Genomic DNA, 14466 nt, shown 5'->3' on the forward strand with positions numbered 1-14466 from the left:
TTAAAATTTTGGTGCGCTGATATGGCTCAGTTGGTAGAGCGCACCCTTGGTAAGGGTGAGGTCCCCAGTTCGACTCTGGTATCAGCACCACCTCTTAATTAAAGTAATAAAGTAGAGTTCGGCAAAGATTTTAAAGAATTTGCCTGGCGGCGATAGCGCGGTGGTCCCACCTGACCCCATGCCGAACTCAGCAGTGAAACGCCGTAGCGCCGATGGTAGTGTGGGGTCTCCCCATGTGAGAGTAGGGAACTGCCAGGCATCAAATCAACGGAAAGCCTCTGGTTAACGCCAGAGGCTTTTTCGTATCTGAATACCTCAAGCTACCCATAAATTTAACTTATTTGACCACCGTAATTAACGATAAATCATTAAGTGTATACATTATTCTTTGCCTGCAAACGTGATCCTGTTTTACTGTAGATATGTTGGATAGTTGTGTCCTACGAACAGGAGAGAAAAAACCGTATGACGGGAAATATAAATTCAAAAACATTAACGCCCGGTGAAAATGACTCTCGACAGAGGATCAAGGCAATTGTGGGAGCATCATCAGGGAACTTGGTAGAGTGGTTTGATTTCTACGTATATTCATTTTGTTCTTTATATTTTGCTCACATCTTTTTCCCCTCAGAAAATCCGACTACGCAGCTTCTGCATACCGCGGGTGTGTTCGCCGCTGGTTTCCTGATGCGTCCGATTGGGGGATGGTTGTTTGGATACATTGCTGACAAGTATGGACGCAAGGCGTCGATGCTTATCTCCGTATGTATGATGTGCCTGGGGTCGTTAGTCATCGCCTGCCTACCTGGTTACGAGACCATCGGCACCTGGGCACCGTTGTTGTTGTTGTGTGCTCGTCTCTTTCAGGGGCTGTCCGTTGGTGGGGAATATGGAACCAGCGCTACCTACATGAGCGAAGTTGCAATTGAGGGAAGGAAAGGGTTCTTTGCTTCTTTCCAATATGTCACGTTGATCGGTGGTCAGCTGCTGGCCCTGTTAGTTGTGGTGATATTGCAACACACTATGCCCTCCGAAAGTTTGTATGCCTGGGGATGGCGTATTCCATTTTTTATTGGCGCTATTCTGGCTGTCGTTGCCTTATTCTTGCGTCGTTCGCTGAATGAAACCTCTGATAAAGCTTCTCGCTCACACAAAGACGCGGGCTCTTTGCGTGGATTATGGAATAACCGCAAAGCATTCTTGATGGTCTTGGGCTTCACCGCCGGTGGGTCGCTCGGTTTCTATACCTATACCACTTACATGCAAAAATATCTCGTCAACACCTCGGGGATGGCGCCTGAAGTGGCGAGTGGCCTGATGACGTTGGCCCTGTTCGTTTTCATGCTTTTGCAGCCGCTGTTTGGACATTTATCCGACAAGATTGGACGCCGCAATTCGATGCTATGCTTCGGCGGATTAATGGCGTTGTTAACGGTGCCGATTCTGACGCTTCTTCAAAGCGTTACCAACCCGGTTATCGCTTTTCTACTAGTCCTGCTGTCTTTGATTATTGTGAGTTTTTACACGGCAATCAGCGGGATTTTGAAGGCGGAAATGTTTCCCCCCGAAGTTAGAGCGATGGGCGTTGGCTTGTCATATGCGGTAGCGAACGCATTGTTTGGCGGCTCGGCTGAATACGTTGCGCTCTCACTGAAGTCTCTGGGGTCGGAGAATGCCTTTTTCTGGTACGTATCGGCCATGGGCGCGATCTCATTCCTGGTCTCTTTGGGACTACACCGTAAAGGACAAGGTAAGACCCTTTAACTCAGCATGAGTCAAAGGCTCCACAAGGCCGATTTACGTCATCGGTAGGTCATCGTTTCCCGCGTCACCTCGGCGCGGGAATTAACAAACCTTCTATTCTCAAAGAGAATAAAACCTGTAAACATAACCCACTAATTTTATCTGGCAGATATACCTATGCCTTCCAGGTTAAATTTGAATACTTCATTGTTGAGTGGTTATCAGCCTTAAAATAATACTGTGCGTATTTTTACGGCGTCAGGATGAATTAACCGTTCGCGTTGGGAAGGACTGTCTGAATGACTCGAGACATTATATTACTCAGCGAATCAATTCTTACGAAGATCGGGGGGATGTCGTTAAGTTGATGGGAGAAAATAAAGGAGAACGACCGTTAACCGGCCGTCATCTGTGCTTTCATCGATATATTACAAAATACGACTAATGAGCTTATCGATTCTCACGCGTCGAACACGGCGAATAAGTTTGCGCACTTTAACCGGGTATTGCGCAATGCTTTCCAGCTGCTGATAGCTGCTCAATATATGCGTATTCTCACGGATGCAGGCTAGCTCTTTAATTCGCTGTTCCAGCAACTGTTTTTGAGGATCGTGGATCAAAATAGCATTCTCAAGATCCAGTCTCCAGGCGCGCGGATTGAGATTGTTGCCGGTTAGCATCTGCCATTTATTATCTACCCACAGTCCTTTTAAGTGGAAGCTGTTATCACCGTCTTTCCATAGACGCACCACCAACTGACCATTATCGATATATTTTTGTAATCGACTAAGAAAACGTCGGAGGTTGATTTCATAAAGATAAGGCAATGCGCCTATAATCTTGAAGGGCTCACTCTCAGGAATATAAAAATCATTAGCCGTTTTGTCACCAATGATAATTTCGATCTTTTTACCGCTGCGAAGCAGGTTAATGACGTTTCTGACTAACGGCGCAGGTAAATTAAAATAAGGAGTACACATCACCAAATGTTGTTCAGTACAGCACATCAAATGATGAATGGTTTTATTTAATGGACTCTGTTTACCCAACCCAACCAATGGCGTAATGGCCAGCTGGTTATTATTGTTTGGGAGATTCGGTAAGCGGTAATGAAGGGTGCGTAGCATCTGGCGGAATCGACGGATCGAATTTTTGATTTCAGCGGTCTTCGGTCTATCTTTCATATCCAGTCGCTGTATCGCAGATGACGCCAGTAGCCTCTGTACGTAACCTGCCATCGTATCCGCCAGCGGCTTATTATCGATCATCTGATATCGGTCGTAGCGGTATTTTTCATGCTGCTGCAAGTAGACATCATTCAGACTGGCACCACTGTACAGCACAGTATCATCAATAATGAAACCTTTCAGGTGGAGCACGCCCAAGGCTTCCCGCGTATTAACCGGGACTCCGTAAACAGGAAACTCGATTCCGCCGCTCTGTTCCTTCATCGCCTGATACCAGTCTGCATTGGTATTCGCCGCCGCTGCGCCAATACGGCCGCGCTGCGCGCGATGCCAGTCCACCAATACGCGAACATCCAGCTCAGGACGCTGGCGTTTCGCTTGGTAAAGGGCGGATAAAATTGTCTCGCCGCCGTCATCGTGCTCCAGATATAAAGATACGATGTAGATGCGTTGTTCTGCCTGAAGAATCCGCTCCACAAGCGTGCGACGGAATTCCTCCGGGCGATGGAGGGTTTGCACGGCGTCGGCTGACTGAGGAATTTTGGGCAGTTGTGCAAGGTGTTGTTGGTATTTAGTTCGCTTTAGTTTTGACAACATCACAGTGCGATTCTTCTCTTATCATGGTCTGACCGGGCTGGTCATTGAACGTTAAATATGGCCGAATCGGGCAATAATAACATCACTTTCCCGCTGTTGTGAGCAGGTTTTGTCTTTTAGTACGGACTCTTTACGTTGGCGATGGCTCGATTCGGTATGGTACTCAAAAGGTTATCAAGCACATCCGCCATGTCCGTTCAGCCGAGTCATTTAAGGTATATTGGTTTGTGAGTCACTGTTTTTAAGTCACCCCAGGAGTGAATGTAGGGTGGTGTCCTTATTCCTTGAATACGTTGAAAATCGGTCTATTCTGATCGATAGAACTCATGATGTGTATATTCATAGTGGCTCGGCCATGAGAGTCTGAACGCGTACGTTATCTTCAGTCTTCAGTCTTCAGTCTTCAGTATGGTGAGGTTTTCCCGCCAGATAGCTTTTCCTGAAGTGGTCAAAGTGGTTATTCAGGGTTTGTGCCGCTGAGTGATCCCCGGCTTGTTCTAAAAGCGCCACGGCAATTTCGGCGGTACACTGCTGGCCCGCCAGACTTGCTTCACGCAATTTATAACGAGACAGGGCTTCTATACTGAGCGACAGAATAGGCAAATTATCCAGATATGGGCTTTTACGGAACATTTTGCGGGCTTCTGGCCAAGTGCCATCCAACATAATAAAGAGTGGGGCTTTGCCGGTTTCGGGCAACTGATGAAATACGTCACGTGCCTTATTTTCTTCTTCGGCCAGAAAGACCAGATAAGGTTGATAGTGCGGTGACTGAATTGCCGCGAGTAGCGCCGGGTTGGGAATTGTGCGCGACCATTGAAAGGCCAACGTATTCGGCAGAATATCCGCTATGAGCCGCCCCGTATTACTGGGTTTCATGGGTTCAGTATCAAACATGATTAAGCAGAAGCGGCTTCGTGCTTGCTGTGGCACGATGGTGTGACACAGACAACGGATTGCGGGAAGCAGGCATCGCTGACACCGAACAACGCGGCTGCCGCGGGCGTTAAAAGGACGAGTGGCGAGCGCTAAACGCTTTTCGCGTAGTTGAAGGACTGCGTTTTCAGTCATGGGGCCCCGCAAAAAGACGCCATTCTAATCGAGCTATCGCGGGACCAGAAGCCCCGCAGAATGAAATCGCCTAGCAGCCACGTTAGAGTGATTCTTCCAACCAGCTTTCGAATGGCGCTTTTGGCATCGCGCCGTTCAACATATCTACCATCTGCCCATTCTTGAAAATCATAATCGTAGGAATGGTGCGAATACGGAAACGTTCGCTTAACTCGGGTTCAGCTTCGGTGTTCACTTTCAAAAAGCGGATTTTGCCGCCGTTTTCTTCTGCTACGCTGCTATACACGGGGGCGAAATTAACACACGGCCCGCACCATGGCGCCCAGAAATCAATGACGACGGGAAGATCGTCTTTAAGTAACTTATCAAGCGTTTTGGCCGTGGCATTGATCACTTCTCCTTTGAATAGCGTCTCCCCGCAACGTCCGCAGGTGGCGTTATCTTCAATGCGCGTTTCCGCCAGGCGGTTAGTAGTGTGGCACGATGCACAAACCGTATTCATAACAAGGCCTCAATAATCAAAGGACTAACATGAGTCAGCGAGCTGTTAAACGTTACCGCCGCGTGCGTATAAAAAGGCTAGCTGGCGGCGATGTTGAGTGTGGCTTCAGTATCGTGACCGGAACCTGATGGAACAACGTGGTTTACTCAATGGCTACAATAGTTCCTGACTTTTATGTGTCGTTCGGTAGCTAAGCGATGGGACATAAGGTACTCTTCGCGGCGAGCGCGTAGGTGGAGAAAAAGATGAGCGATTCATTTAGTGGGAAAGGCGGCAAGGTCCGCGTGATGTACGTCCGCAGCAGCGATGAGGACGATAAAAAGGATAAGAATTCACGTTCGTCGGATACGCGACGTCCGAGCGGCGACAGTCGGGATAAAAAACCGCGCGACAAACGTGCGCCCGGATCGCGCGATGGCGGCGGTCGTGACGAAGGTTCGAAATGGCGCGGAGAGAAGCGTCAGGAAGAACGCCCAGCTCGTCGAGAATCGACAGGGGAGTACGATTCTCCCTGGAAAACTGTTTCACGTAGTCCCGATGCTGCGCCTGACCACGGTGGTATTGTAGGTAAAAGTCAGTTAGATCCTGCGCAGTTGCGCCGCCAGCGGGCAGAAGAAACTCGCGTCTATGGTGAAAATGCCTGTCAGGCGCTGTTTAAAAGCCGGCCTGAGTCAATCGTTCGAGCCTGGTTTTTGCAAGAAGTTACTCCGCGTTTTCGCGATGCGCTGCGTTGGATGGCGGCAAACCGTAAGGCGTATCATGTTGTTGATGACGAAGAGCTGACCAAAGCCTCCGGCACCGATCATCATGGCGGCGTTTGTTTCCTGATCAAGAAGCGTCGTGGCACTGAGGTGAAAGATTACCTGAGTAAAGCTGGCGAGAAAGACTGTGTTTTGGCGCTGGAAGAAGTGGGTAATCCGCATAACCTGGGGGGGATTATTCGTAGCTGTGCGCATTTCGGCGTGCGTGGCGTTTTAGTCCGTGATGCAGCGATACTGGAATCCGGTGCGGCAGTGCGTACGGCAGAAGGTGGTGCTGAACATGTGAAAGCCATCAGTACCGAAGGGTTGATAGATGCGTTGGAGGAATTCCGACGTGCCGGGTACACCATCGTCACCACGTCCAGTCACAAAGGCACACCTTTATCGGGGGCCACATTACCTGCCAAAACGGTGATCGTTTTGGGTGAAGAGGGTGATGGTTTGACAGACGGAGCTTGGGAACAAGGCGGCGTGAAGGTGTCTATCGACGGAACCGGTAAGGTCGAGAGCCTGAATATTTCTGTTGCGACCGGTATCCTGCTGGCGGAATGGTGGCGTCAGAATCAAGGCTGAACGGTGACATCCTGTTTTTAAGCGTGATATAGTGAAGGCCAGTCAGTGTCACCTGACTGGCCTTCTTTTTTGGCACCCTCGCCGGGCATGGCTAGGTGCCGGTCAACATTGAAGTGCTGAGTATGGCCCACATGAGTGGGTCATTCTTTACAGCGTTTTCACATCCAGTTCCGGCGGAATGTAGCCGTAATCCAGTTCTTCAACCACGAAGCTACGAGAGCCGATGAATTTGATCTTCACGGTCGGTGCTTCAGTCCCACCAATACGATATTCCATACCGGTCGTTTCCACATCGGTAGGCACGCTGTCGATGAAGGACGTTACCAGGCCGTTAGGCATGACATAGTGTGAATAAGTCTGGTAAGGCTGGCTGGAAGGGTTACCCAGAACCAGACCAGAACCGTTCATCGGCTCATACTGGCCAAACAGCTCGTCGCTCAGGAAGCCGTAAACACCATCCGGACCGGTCAGGCCGTCAGCATAGGTATACGTGTGGCTGATGGTCATCAGGTAGTACTGGTCGTCCTGGAATACGAAGTGAGGACGTTCGGTCTGATCGTTGACGCCAACAGCGGTAACCAGCGGCGGTAACAGTTCCCATTGGTCGCCATCTTCATCCAGCGCAACAGCAATACCGATACAACCCGTCTGGTAGCGTGAGCCACCCACTTCTTCGTAACCCGGCGGTACATCACCCAGTTCGTCATCACCGACGACATGAGAACCACGAACACCAGCAACGTTACCTTCGAACAGCATGTACAGCTTGCCGCTTTTCGGGTCACGGAACGGCCATGGATCGCGGAAGGCCCAGTACTGGTTTTGTTCTTCAGTCTGGTAAATCGCGCCATCGGCGTCGAACAGGCTGAATACTTTGTTGAAGCCGACCATTTCCACGCCGGTGGACGTCGTTACAACACGACCACGTACTTTGGATACGGTTGAACCAGGAGTCACCGCGGTGTAGTAGAATGCGATGTCGCCTTTTTCATTCAGCAGAATGGGAGAACCAGCCCATTCGCGAGTGGTAGGAGAAACGCCTTCAGCCATCATGCGGCCACCGAAGGTCCAATCTTTACTGTTACGTGAGAACCAGTAGCAGATCTTTGCGCGACCGTGGCGGTCGTTCCAGTCAAGAGAGATGTTGTAGTTGCCGTTTTCATCCAGGTAAGCAGGGTTGTCTTCTTGACGATCCGCGGTCAGGGTGAAAATGACTGACCAGCCATCGACTGACACAGTGTGACCGTTAATATCACGCAGCGGCATGGTATCCCAGATGAATACGTCGTCGCTCATGGTTTTAAAGTCGGCACTGACCAAAGGCTGAGTGGTCGTCGGATCGTCGAAGGTGACTTTCAACGCATCGGCACGAGTCCAGATTGTCGGTTTGTAAGCGGGGGTGGCTTTCAGTTCTTTACGAATGGCCATGGTGTATCTCCTGTAAAAGTGAGTGATTTGTTTTACTGTATGTCTGTACAGTGCTGATACTATATACAGTATGTTTCTGGCGTTCAATGCTAATTTGATAATTTTAACTGATTTGGGCTTATTGTTTTAAAATGACGTTTTTGTGGTTTTTTGTTTTTCTTTTTGGCGATTTAATGAGTTCTTTTTGGGGTTTTATTCTGAGGTGGTTTCGTTTTTGCTCATTTTGAGATTGGAGATAACGAAATGCGTCGAGCTGCTATAGATGGGAAGGATGTAGTTGGCCAAGGCGGTTTAGAGGATGAAGTGACGGTAAAATAGAAGGTTAAACGGTGTGGCTAACGCCGGATTGCGAATCGAGTAACGTCTCTCTTAGTCAAAGACAAAAATGCCGTCCCCAAAGAGGACGGCACGGTAATCAGACGCTGCAATTGGCTTAGTGCGCGCCGCCACCCCCTCCGGCACTGCCAAAGGGGGGACGAGCGAACCATACCAACACAATCAGCACGATAAATATTGCCGCTGCGGCCCAAAAGATCTCGTTTGCAGCAATGATTAGGCCTTGCCCGGTAATCTGTTGAGCAAGATAAGAAGAGACCTGCTGCTGTGTAAGCCCTAAAGCCTCCATTTGCTGATAGACCTGCTGTGCAATCGGATTATAAGGCGACACGGATTCCGTCAACTGAGCGTGATGTAGCGCTTCTCGCCGCTCCCAAAGCGTGGTTGTCAGCGATGTTCCGATGGAGCCCGCGAGGGTACGCGAGAAGTTGAACAAACTGGATGCTGCCGCCAATCGCTCTGGCCCGAGCCCTGACAAGGTAATCGTCGTCAAAGGCATAAAGAAGCACGCCACCGCAAATCCCTGTACGAACTGAGGCCAGGCCGAAGCCGCGAAGTCCATGCCCGGTTCAAAGGTATAGGTACGCCAATAGAAGCAGACGGCGTACATCACAAAGCTGAAGCTGACCAGATAGCGCATATCCAGACGCGGCGCGAAGCGACCGATGAGCGGCGACAATAGCACTGGCATCAGCCGACGGGGGCCGATGCCAATCCTGCCCAGGTAGCGGTATAGCCATAAACTTCCTGCAATAGCTGCGGCATAAGAACGATGGCACCGAAATAGAACATAAATGCCAGGCTGGTGCACAGGCAGCCAATGGTGAAGTTACGGGATTTAAAGAGGGAGAGGTCGACGACCGGATTATCATCCGTTAGCTCCCATACTACGAGGAACACCAGAGCTATAACCGCGACGACGCATAGCGTGATGATCTCAGTAGAGTTAAACCAGTCCAGCTCCTTTCCACGATCAAGCATCATTTGCAGGCAGCCCACGCCCAACACCAGCAGCACCAGACCGATAGAGTCTATCGGCCTGATCGTGACCGCTGTCTCACGTCCGCGCAGCAGCTGCAACGTCAGCACCACCACCAGCACGCCCAGCGGAATATTGATAAAGAAAATCCATCCCCAATGGTAGTTGTCGCTGATCCAACCGCCGAGGATCGGACCGAAAATCGGCGCGACGACGACGGTCATCGACCACAGCGCCAGTGCGATACTGCGTTTCGCCGGAGGATAGTTGTTCAATAGCAGGCTTTGCGACAATGGGATGATCGGGCCTGCAACCAGTCCTTGCAGGACACGGAAGAAGATCAACATTTCCAGGCTGTTGGAGATACCGCACAGCCAGGACATCAGCGCAAACAGTCCCGTGGCCCAGACGAAAAGGCGAACTTCGCCAAAGCGTTTCGCCAGCCAACCGGTAATCGGAATAGAAATGGCGTTCGCCACCCCGAAGGAGGTGATCACCCAGGTGCCCTGAGAGTTGGATGACCCCAGATTGCCGGCAATCGTCGGGATCGCTACGTTGGCGATGGTCGAATCCAGTACCTGCATGAAGGTGGCCAACGCGAGCGCGATGGTCAACAAGGCCAGCTGTATTCCCTCTAGCGGTTTCTTCTGCACGTGTTTATCCCTCATGCTCAGCCTGCGTTAGCACGGATAATCTCGTCGATAGTCTGATTGACCGGCGCCATATTCAGCTCCAGCGCATCGCTCTGGTAGGCGGGTTCGCTACGCGGTACGTCAGATAAGACTTTACCGTCCGCATTGGCGGTATCGACATTGACCAGCATCGACAGACCGATGCGCAGAGGGTGATCCGCCAGCTCTTGCGGATCGAGCTCAACCCGGACGGGAAGACGCTGGACGACTTTAATCCAGTTGCCGGTGGCATTCTGCGCTGGCAGAAGAGAAAAGGCGCTGCCGGTGCCCATATCCAGGCCAACAACCTTGCCTTTATAAACCACATCGTCGCCATAAAGATCGCTGACGAGGGTGGCGGGCTGGCCGATACGCATATTGGCTAACTGGGTTTCCTTGAAGTTGGCGTCCACCCACAGGCCTTTGGCGGGAACCACCACCATCAGAGCCGATGTTGAAGCAATCCGGGCGCCGACCTGTACACTGCGGCGTGAAACATAGCCATCTACCGGGCTCACAATGTGCGTCCGCTGCAACGCCAGCCAGGCGTCACGCAAGTCGGCGGCGCTCTGCTGTATCGCCGGCTGCTTTTCCAACGGCGTATTAAGAATCAGCGCCTGATTGGCGGCGAATTGCTGTTTGGCGACATCCAGCGACGCCTGTGCGCTGGCGACGGCATCGCGCGCATGCTGCACATCTTCGCGTCCGATGGCGTTGACTTTACCCAGCGTTTCTCGGCGATTCAAATCGCTGACCGCTTGGTTGAGCGCGGTCTGCCGGAGCGCGATATTCGCCTGATACTGACGATTATTGATAATTAACTGATGAACCTGACGCACGCTATTGGCCAGCGCGGTTTGCGCACGCTCGTATGCCTGTTGGGCGTCGGTTGGGTCGAGTTCGACCAACACATCGCCTTTTCTGACGAAGTCCGTGCTGTCGACGTTGACGCTGGTCACGCTACCGGCGACCTGCGACATAATCTGGATCTGGTTACCCGCGACATACGCATCATCGGTTTCCTGATGATGACGTAAAACCAGGAACCAATAAGCGAGCCACAGGCAGCCCAGGAATAAAAATATAAGTGTTAATAACGTTAAGATGCGTTTCCGACGGGGTTTGTTCTTTTTGACAGGTTGCGGTGCAGATGTTTCCACAGTGGAGCTCATGGTTTCCCCTAATGTACTTCTCATTCTTTAATGGGTAATTGCCATACGGCGATGTGAGGGTGATGTCGCTAACGCTCAGGCTGCGATAAATAGACAGCCCGTGCCGGGACCACACTGAGAACGTCTCGTGATTCCTTGCGCTCAAGGATGTGCACGTCACGAGAATGTCCGCCTGGTGTCGGTAAATGTCAGTGTGGGGCGGCATGGCGCTGACTTATGATGATGGTGAAATACTAAATCGGCATACCTTTTTCGATTTCGTCAAGGCGTCCCAGTAGTTTACGCATCAAGGTTTCCAACTCGAGCTGCTCTTCGTCATCCAAGACAGAGCATAGCTGATGCAGACTAAAGTGTTGCGGCGGGAGTAACTCATTCAAGAAAGCCTTCCCTTTTTCCGTCATGAACAAGTGCAGGCAACGTCGGTCGCTTTCACTCTCCCGGCGCTCAATCCAACCGCGTTTTTCCAGTTCATCCGCAATACGTGTGGCGTTGGTGCGTGATGAACCGAGCGCGGCGCTGAGCTCGGAAGGCTGAATGCTATAAGACTCTTGAGATTCAAGCGTAAGCAATGCCATGAACAGCGTCTCATTGATGTTCTGTTCCTTCAGCATTCGATTACGGTGTTCAAGTATTTTTGTCTGCAAATGTAGAAACAGACGAAGCATCGTAACTTCCTTGTACGGGAAGTCGGGATGGCGAGTGGCGCGCATGCGCAGCATACTTTCTATTGGTGCAAACGAACTTTCCATTTATGTCAACCTCATTAATCACTTTCTGTATAGTAACGCAGGTTATTACTTGGGTAAATGACGGAAAGTACCAAAAGTGGTAAAAAAAGCGGGGGGATGAAAGCACTTAAATAAATATTGTGTTGATTTTTATGTGTTTTATTCCAATTTGTCGCAATTTATTTTTTGATAAAAAAAAGAAAAAATTTCCTAAAGACGGGCATTCGTGGAAATCCCCTACCGGATTAAAAGATCCGATAGGGCTGTCACATTTAAGAAACGTCGTTTCTATTATACCACCAGACCAAGAGGGCGATAAGGCTGGTTAGGAAACCCGCAATGGAAACGCCCAGCCAGCCGAAGTACTGAAACATCGTAGCGGATAACATCGAGCCTAATGCCCCGCCGATGAAATAGGCGGTCATATAACCTGAGGTAATTCGATTACGGGCTTCAGGCATGTCGCGGTAGATGATGCTCTGATTGGTGACATGCACGCCCTGAACCGTCAGATCCAACGCCAAAATCCCGATCAGCAACAGCAGGATGGAGTGAACGCCTGCGGCGATGGGCAGCCACGACAGCGCCAGCACGACAAGGCCGACGGTCGTGACCGTTTTGGCATGGCCGCGGTCTGCCAGACGTCCGGCTCGCGTGGCAGCCAGCGCTCCTGCCGCGCCGACCAATCCAAACAGGCCAATTACGGCCTCGGAGTAACGATACGGCGGCGCGGACAGCAGAAACGCCATCGAGGTCCATAGAATGCTGAAGTTCGCGAACGTCAGGCCGCCTAAAATGGAACGAATGCGCAGCGGCTTGTACGTGATCATGAGATGAAAAATCGAAGACAGCAGCTGCGGATAATTCAGCTGATTGTCTTGTTTATAACGAGGCAAAGCCCGCCACAACAGCAAAGACAGGGCGATCATCAGAACGCTCGCGACCCAGTAAACCAGTCGCCATCCGCCCAGAGACGCCAGCGCGCCCGCCAACGTTCGGGCTAGCAATATCCCGAGCAGCAGGCCGCTCATCACGGTACCGACCACTTTACCTCGGGTTTCCGGCGAGGCCAGCGTCGCGGCTAGCGGCACCAGAAGCTGCGCGGCGACGGAGAACATCCCGGTCAGTGCCGTGCCGAGTATCATGACCCACAGTGATGACGACGATGCGGTAACCAGCATACCGGCGGCGGACAGCAGGCTCATACCGACAATCAGTCCCCGGCGCTCCAGCATATCGCCCAGCGGCACCAACAGCAGCAGGCCCACGGCATAGCCCAATTGGGCTGCGGTGACGATAAAACCCGCCTGATTGGGAGAAAGCATGAACGCGTTGGCGATAGCATCCAATAGCGGTTGTGCGTAGTAATTGCTCGCTACCATCAGCCGGTTGCGGCGGACATCAAGAGGGTTAGCGCAGGGCTTAACGTTTGGGTTCGTGGTATGGCGGTGTTCATGAAATGGTTAACTATTTGTTAAGGCTAAAGGTTGGTAGTATCGGACAGATCCCCCATTGATACCACCCTTTGAGTCAATTTCATGCGTAATCATTCCAGCGTGAGTCATCGCTATCACGATGGCGTATGTGGAAATGATGAGGTCGGCAAGAGGCTGGAAACGGATTGAAAGGGGGGGGGCTAAAAAGCCAGTAGGAACCGTGGGAAAGAAGAGCGCCTGACGGGGCAGGCGCTCCTAAAAACGATTTACTTCGCAGCGGCGCGTGCGGAGTCGACCCATGCGTCAAACTGTTTCTGGTGGGCTTTGATCCAGCCGTTAACGTGACGCTCGATCGCCTCTTCAGACGACTCACCGGCGTGCATACGCTGGTTCTGCGCATTCACATCGGCAACCGGCAACCACATGCTGGAGAACAATTTGGCCGCAGCAGGGTTTTTCTCGGCCCATACCTTGTTGGCGGCGATACGAACGTTGTTAACCGGGAAACCGTAGTCGGCGCCGTTAGGCAGCTTGGTGCTGACGCCTTTCATATCTCCCGGCTGGGAGGAGAAAGGCACCTGCAGCCAGACGACGTCGCGTCCCGGCACCAGCACATTGCTGACCCAGTATGGCGTCCAGGTGTAGTACAGGATCGGTTTACCTTCGTGGAAACGGGTAATGGTGTCGGCGATCATCGCCGCATAGTTACCCTGGTTGTGTTCCACCGTCGGCGTCAGGCCGTAGGCCTTCACGTGATTGTTAATGGCCGCTTCACAGCCCCAGCCCGGATTACAACCGGTCAAATCAGCTTTGCCGTCATCGTTGGTATCGAACAACTTGGCGATTTTAGGATCTTTTAGCTGAGCGATGTTGGTGATCTTGTACTGCTCCGCCGTTTTCTTATCGATCAGATAACCCTGCGCAGCACCGGAAATATAGATGCCCTGACGGAAGAATTTGGCGTCGCCGCCTGCGGATTTATACTGGTCGTTCTGCAGCGGATCCCAGTTGACCGCCATGAAAGTCGCGTCGCCGTTTGCGATAGAGGTGTAAGCGACGTTGTAGTCCACTTCACGCGTCGGCTGGACGTCGTAGCCCAGTTTTTCCAACGCTTTGTTCACCAGCTCAGTCTGGAAGGTTTCTTCCGTCAGCGTGCTCTGAATCGGCTGTACGGTAACGCCTTTTCCCGGAAGTTCGGCGGCCGCGAGAGAGGTACTAAGTACGGCGGTCAGGGCAAACGACATTATGCCTGTTTTACGCATAAGAATTCCTCTTGTTGGTG

At 51.5% G+C, this 14466-nt stretch carries 9 protein-coding genes, 1 tRNA gene, 1 rRNA gene and 2 pseudogenes; 4 read left to right on the forward strand and 9 right to left on the reverse strand.

Going from position 1 to position 14466, the window contains the following annotated elements; genetic code table 11:
* The first annotated feature begins 15 nt into the window (after positions 1-15).
* The 3 genes from AU509_RS13200 (at position 16) to AU509_RS13210 (ending at position 1764) form a co-directional block, all read left to right on the forward strand.
* Positions 16-90 (forward strand) — tRNA-Thr (locus tag AU509_RS13200).
* A gap of 52 nt (positions 91-142) precedes the next feature.
* Positions 143-258 (forward strand): 5S ribosomal RNA (rrf, locus tag AU509_RS13205).
* A 207-nt stretch (positions 259-465) separates the two neighbouring features.
* Positions 466-1764 carry an MFS family transporter gene (locus AU509_RS13210; protein ID WP_085653433.1) on the forward strand — a complete coding sequence of 433 codons (1299 nt, stop codon included), beginning with the start codon at positions 466-468 and terminating at the stop codon, positions 1762-1764.
* Between the two features lie 407 nt (positions 1765-2171).
* Here the strand turns inward: AU509_RS13210 and pssA are convergent, their stop codons facing one another.
* The 3 genes from pssA to trxC all read right to left on the reverse strand — a co-directional run bounded on the left by pssA (position 2172) and on the right by trxC (position 5100).
* Positions 2172-3527, reverse strand: a complete 1356-nt coding sequence (gene pssA / locus AU509_RS13215; RefSeq protein ID WP_085653432.1) for a CDP-diacylglycerol--serine O-phosphatidyltransferase — start codon at positions 3525-3527, stop codon at positions 2172-2174.
* 396 nt (positions 3528-3923) lie between these two features.
* Positions 3924-4598 carry a tRNA-uridine aminocarboxypropyltransferase gene (locus AU509_RS13220; protein WP_094118551.1) on the reverse strand — a complete coding sequence of 225 codons (675 nt, stop codon included), beginning with the start codon at positions 4596-4598 and terminating at the stop codon, positions 3924-3926.
* Between the two features lie 82 nt (positions 4599-4680).
* Positions 4681-5100, reverse strand: a complete 420-nt coding sequence (gene trxC, locus AU509_RS13225) for a thioredoxin TrxC (protein WP_094118552.1) — start codon at positions 5098-5100, stop codon at positions 4681-4683.
* A gap of 245 nt (positions 5101-5345) precedes the next feature.
* On the opposite strand from trxC, the gene AU509_RS13230 reads away from it, so the two are divergent.
* On the forward strand, positions 5346-6434 hold the full coding sequence (locus AU509_RS13230; protein ID WP_085653430.1) for a tRNA/rRNA methyltransferase: 1089 nt from the start codon (positions 5346-5348) through the stop codon (positions 6432-6434).
* Positions 6435-6581: 147 nt separating this feature from the next.
* Here the strand turns inward: AU509_RS13230 and AU509_RS13235 are convergent, their stop codons facing one another.
* From AU509_RS13235 to proX, 6 genes and pseudogenes are all read right to left on the reverse strand, one after another.
* Positions 6582-7862 (reverse strand): glycoside hydrolase family 68 protein, encoded by a 1281-nt coding sequence (locus AU509_RS13235; protein WP_085653429.1) that lies wholly within the window; start codon positions 7860-7862, stop codon positions 6582-6584.
* Between the two features lie 433 nt (positions 7863-8295).
* Positions 8296-9845 (reverse strand): annotated as a pseudogene (emrB, locus tag AU509_RS13240) (multidrug efflux MFS transporter permease subunit EmrB).
* A 2-nt stretch (positions 9846-9847) separates the two neighbouring features.
* The gene (gene emrA, locus AU509_RS13245; protein ID WP_085653428.1) at positions 9848-11020 is read right to left on the reverse strand and encodes a multidrug efflux MFS transporter periplasmic adaptor subunit EmrA; all 1173 of its coding nucleotides are present in this window, start codon (positions 11018-11020) and stop codon (positions 9848-9850) included.
* Between the two features lie 233 nt (positions 11021-11253).
* The gene (gene mprA, locus AU509_RS13250) at positions 11254-11769 is read right to left on the reverse strand and encodes a transcriptional repressor MprA (RefSeq protein ID WP_085653427.1); all 516 of its coding nucleotides are present in this window, start codon (positions 11767-11769) and stop codon (positions 11254-11256) included.
* Positions 11770-12020: 251 nt separating this feature from the next.
* Positions 12021-13204 (reverse strand): annotated as a pseudogene (locus tag AU509_RS13255) (MFS transporter).
* 246 nt (positions 13205-13450) lie between these two features.
* Positions 13451-14446, reverse strand: coding sequence for a glycine betaine/L-proline ABC transporter substrate-binding protein ProX (gene proX, locus AU509_RS13260; RefSeq protein WP_085653425.1), 996 nt, complete (start codon positions 14444-14446; stop codon positions 13451-13453).
* Between the last annotated feature and the right edge of the window lie 20 nt (positions 14447-14466).

The sequence above is a fragment of the Lonsdalea britannica genome, assembly GCF_002111595.1.
GTDB classification, from domain to species: Bacteria; Pseudomonadota; Gammaproteobacteria; order Enterobacterales; family Enterobacteriaceae; genus Lonsdalea; species Lonsdalea britannica.

Coding starts and splice junctions, on each gene's coding strand:
- AU509_RS13235 (WP_085653429.1), bottom strand. CDS start 7,862: ATGGCCATTCGTAAAGAACTGAAAGCCACCCCCGCTTACAAACCGACA.
- AU509_RS13230 (WP_085653430.1), top strand. CDS start 5,346: ATGAGCGATTCATTTAGTGGGAAAGGCGGCAAGGTCCGCGTGATGTAC.
- AU509_RS13210 (WP_085653433.1), top strand. CDS start 466: ATGACGGGAAATATAAATTCAAAAACATTAACGCCCGGTGAAAATGAC.
- AU509_RS13220 (WP_094118551.1), bottom strand. CDS start 4,598: ATGACTGAAAACGCAGTCCTTCAACTACGCGAAAAGCGTTTAGCGCTC.
- emrA (WP_085653428.1), bottom strand. CDS start 11,020: ATGAGCTCCACTGTGGAAACATCTGCACCGCAACCTGTCAAAAAGAAC.
- proX (WP_085653425.1), bottom strand. CDS start 14,446: ATGCGTAAAACAGGCATAATGTCGTTTGCCCTGACCGCCGTACTTAGT.
- mprA (WP_085653427.1), bottom strand. CDS start 11,769: ATGGAAAGTTCGTTTGCACCAATAGAAAGTATGCTGCGCATGCGCGCC.
- pssA (WP_085653432.1), bottom strand. CDS start 3,527: ATGTTGTCAAAACTAAAGCGAACTAAATACCAACAACACCTTGCACAA.
- trxC (WP_094118552.1), bottom strand. CDS start 5,100: ATGAATACGGTTTGTGCATCGTGCCACACTACTAACCGCCTGGCGGAA.